The organism is Halovivax sp. (genome assembly GCA_007119345.1).
Lineage (GTDB): Archaea > Halobacteriota > Halobacteria > Halobacteriales > Natrialbaceae > Halovivax.
The window spans coordinates 1-3,493 of sequence record SKPV01000039.1; the positions used below are offsets into that span (position 1 = coordinate 1).

At 69.2% G+C, this 3,493-nt stretch carries 4 protein-coding genes; 2 read left to right on the forward strand and 2 right to left on the reverse strand.

Annotated elements, in window-relative coordinates; genetic code table 11:
* Together QZT59_RS03290 and QZT59_RS19185 are read left to right on the forward strand one after the other, a co-directional pair.
* Positions 1-826, forward strand: an 826-nt coding sequence (locus QZT59_RS03290; protein WP_290811292.1) for a universal stress protein, incomplete at its 5' end; no start/stop codon positions are given.
* Complete coding sequence (locus QZT59_RS19185) at positions 810-1,052, forward strand: DUF4573 domain-containing protein (RefSeq protein WP_394348634.1); 243 nt, start codon at positions 810-812, stop codon at positions 1,050-1,052. The genes QZT59_RS03290 and QZT59_RS19185, both read left to right, overlap by 17 nt.
* Here QZT59_RS19185 and QZT59_RS03295 read toward each other — a convergent pair.
* A complete protein-coding gene (locus QZT59_RS03295) occupies positions 1,049-2,686 on the reverse strand; it encodes a cation:proton antiporter (protein WP_290811295.1) in 1,638 nt (545 codons plus the stop codon). The two genes, QZT59_RS19185 and QZT59_RS03295, sit on opposite strands and share 4 nt — an antisense overlap.
* On the reverse strand, positions 2,679-3,493 hold an 815-nt coding region (locus QZT59_RS03300; protein ID WP_290811298.1), incomplete at its 5' end, for an NAD-binding protein. The genes QZT59_RS03300 and QZT59_RS03295, both read right to left, overlap by 8 nt.

Below are 3,493 nucleotides of genomic sequence, written 5' to 3' on the forward strand. Positions count from 1 at the left end.
CGGAGGTGCCGATCGCCGGCGACAGCGACCACTACGTCGATCTCGCGCTGGGGAGTTCGTCGACAGCATCGTCGGCTGGGGGATGTGGACGAGACTGGTGTGCACCAGCGCGTTCTACGTGATCGGCTTCGGCCGCTACCTCGTCGAGCTGACGCCGCTGCTCGACCCTCGAGTTCTCGTGATCCGTCTCGGGCTCCTCGGCCTGGCCCCGCTCGTGGGCGTCAATTACCTCGAAACCGAGGAGCCGAGGCTAGGCGGTCGCCGAGCGGTTGGCCGACTGAGCGGCGGGTCGCGGAGTTCGGGACGCCCGGAATCTCGACGGCCGGACTCGTCACGTTCCGGCAGCAGAGTCAAACGACTCCCGACGAATAGCGTAGACGCCCCGATGGAGTACGAGGAGATCCTCCTCCCGACGGACGGGAGCGACACGGCCAACATGGCTGCAGAGCGCGCCATCGACGCGGCCAGACGCTACGATGCGACGTTGAACGTCCTCTCCGTCGCGGAGCGGACGCGCGACGATCCCGAGGCGAAGGGGTTGAAAGAGAAACTCGCGGAGGAGGTGGACGACGCACGTGACGTCGTCGAGTCGATCACGGAGCGGGCGGAAGCGAACGGCGTGGCGACGGAACGGGCGGTCGAGGTCGGCGTTCCGCGAACGACGATCGAAGACTACGCCGACGAGCGCGGGGTCGACCTGATCGTCGTCGGATCGACGGGGGCGGACGACGTCTCGGACAAACTGCTCGGGACGGTCGCGAAGTACGTCGTCAACGAGGCGCCCGCGGACGTCCTCGTCGTTCGACCGGATGCCGCCCTCTCGTAGCGTCGGTCAGGTCCCGCCCTCTCGTGGCGTCGGTCGGGTCTCGCCGGCTCGTAGCGTCGGTCGGGTCCCGCCGGCTCGTCGCGTCGCACAGGTATGGCCCTCCCGTAGCGGTGCCCACGTTCCACCCTCCCGTTGCGTCGCCCGAGTGCCTCCCTCTCGGAGCAGCGCCCGGGTATCACCCTCCCGTAGCGTCGCCCACGTTCCACCCTCCAGTGGCGTCATCTAGGCCTCGAAGTGCGCGCGACCGCGTTCGGCGAACTCCTCGCGCGAAATTTCGTCGGCCAACAGCGCCTCGAGGTCGTCGCCGACGCGCTCGGCGGCGATCGCGTCGGGATAAATGACGCCGGTCGCGCCCCGGTCGAGGAACGCCGCCGCGGCGTCGGTCCCGTCGACGCGGACGAGCCGTGGGACGTCCGACTGGAGTTCGACGACCGCCTCGGCCCGGTCGCGTTCGGGCGTCAGCGAGACGACCAGCGCGGCGTCGTCGACCGCCGCCCGCTCCCAGACTCGATCGTTCAGCACGTCGCCGTAGACGTAGTTGTCGCACTCGTCGCGGATCGCCTCCAACAGGACGGGATCGTCCTCGATCACGAGCACCGGCCGGTCGAGGAACGAACAGGCCTCGAGAACCTGCCGACCGCCGTGTTCGAAGTCGACGACGATCACGTGATCCGTCAGTCCCTCGGTCACGTGCGTCCGGTCGCCCAGCGGTTCGCCGAGCGCCCGAACGACCCCGCGTTCGCGGAGCCACCCGTTGATCTCGTCGGCGTGTCTCCCCGTGTACGTCGCGACGATCATCGAGAGGGCGGCCGCGAGGACGATCGCGTCGAAGACCGGCCGGGCGATCCGGCCCGCCCCCACCGCCTCGATCGCGATGAAGAGGCTGAACGTGCTCACCTGGTCCAGCGTGAGGCCGGTGCGGATCGCCGTCCGGCCGTCGAAGCCGCCCCTGAGGAGGACGAGCGCCACCAGCAACGGATTGAGGACGAGGACGGCCGCCAGCAGCACGAGCGTGTAGCCGATCGACTCGACGGTCGGGATCGCGAGCAGCGCGCCGACCGTGACGAAGAAGATCGGCGAGAAGAAGTCCTCCAGGTCGTCGACGGTGTCGACCAGCTCGAGCGAGTGCGGGTAGTCGTCGGCGATGGCGATGCCGGCGGCGAAGGCGCCGACGACGATCGACAGGCCGGCCGCCTCGGCGAGCGCGATGAAGCCGATCGCGAACGAGACGGCGACGAGCATCATCACCTCGGCGTCGCCGCGCAGGCGGGCGGTCAGCCGGTGGAAGACGAGATAGCGGATCCCCAGCGCGAAGGCGAACAGCCCGGCGGCGACCGCGAACTGTTCGACGGCGGGCGCGGCCGCGTAGACGAACGCGCCGAGCGCGATGACGACGAGCACGCCGAGGAGGTCCTCGGTGAAGTGGATCGATTCGGCGATCCGCGCGTAGGTGGGCCGAATTCCCGGCTCGCCGTCCAGATAGCTGGTCGCGACGAGCGACGAACTCAGGGCGGCGGCGACGCCGAAGTACACCGCGTTCACCGAGTCGAGGCCGAAGAGCAGGCCCAGGCCGACCGCCAGCCCGCCGACGAGCCCCGCCTGCAAGAGGCCGACCGCGACGCTGATCCGGCCGGTCGATCGGAACGACTCGACGTCGACGTGGATCCCGAACAGGAGCACGAGGAAGGCGATCCCCCACTGGGCGAGGTCGAGCAACTGGGCCTCGTCGATCGCTAGCCCGGCGACGACGCCCGCGAGCAGGTAGAACGGGATCGCCGGCAGCCCGCGCTGGGCGGCGACGAGCAAGAAGACCGCCGCGAGCCCGAAGATGAGCGTCAGCGTGAAGAGGATCTCATCCATCGGCCTCACCTCCGGTCGCGACGGGTTCGTCCGACCGCGGCGAACCGGCCCGCGCCCGGTCGTTGAGTTCCGCGAGTCGACGCTCGAACGCCTCGCGATCGTCGAGCGTCTCGAGGAGATCGGCCAGCTCGTCGCCGACGAGTCCGCGTCCGAGGACGACGTAGTCGGCGCCGCGCCCGTGGAGGAGGACGGCTTCCTCCTCGGTCGTCGCCGCGACGATCGTGAGCGCGTCGGGCGCGTCCTCGACGAGCCGGACGCTCACGTCCACCCGCTCGGCGACGCTGACGACGACGTCGGCGCCGGCGAGGTTCGCCTCCCGGCGGACGTCGCCGTGGCGCGCGTTGCCGAAGATGAACCCGTGATCCGATTCCTGCAGCTCCTCGACGTACTCGGCCCGGTCCTCGACGTAGACGACGTCGTCGACGCGTCCCTCGAGGACGTCCGCCAGCTCGCCGGTGAGCCGGCTGTAGCCGACGATCACCGCGTGGTCCGCGTACTCGACCGGTTCGGCTTCGATCGGATCCTCCCGCTCGAAGCGCTCGAGGTAGGGCCGGACGTACCGGTAGAGCTGGCGGTTGTAGAGGACGTAGTACGTCGAGGTCGGCATCGTGATCAGCGCCATCAGGCTCAGGAAGCCGAGGATGTCCGCCTCGATGAAGTCGGCCTCGACGGCGAGCGCGCCGAGGACGAGCGAGAACTCGCTCACCTGGAGCATCGAGATCGTCCCGAGGAAGGAGGTCTCGACGTCGAAGCGCTGGCTGTAGAAGAGCCCGAAGACGATGCAGAAGTTGATCACGAGCAGCAGGA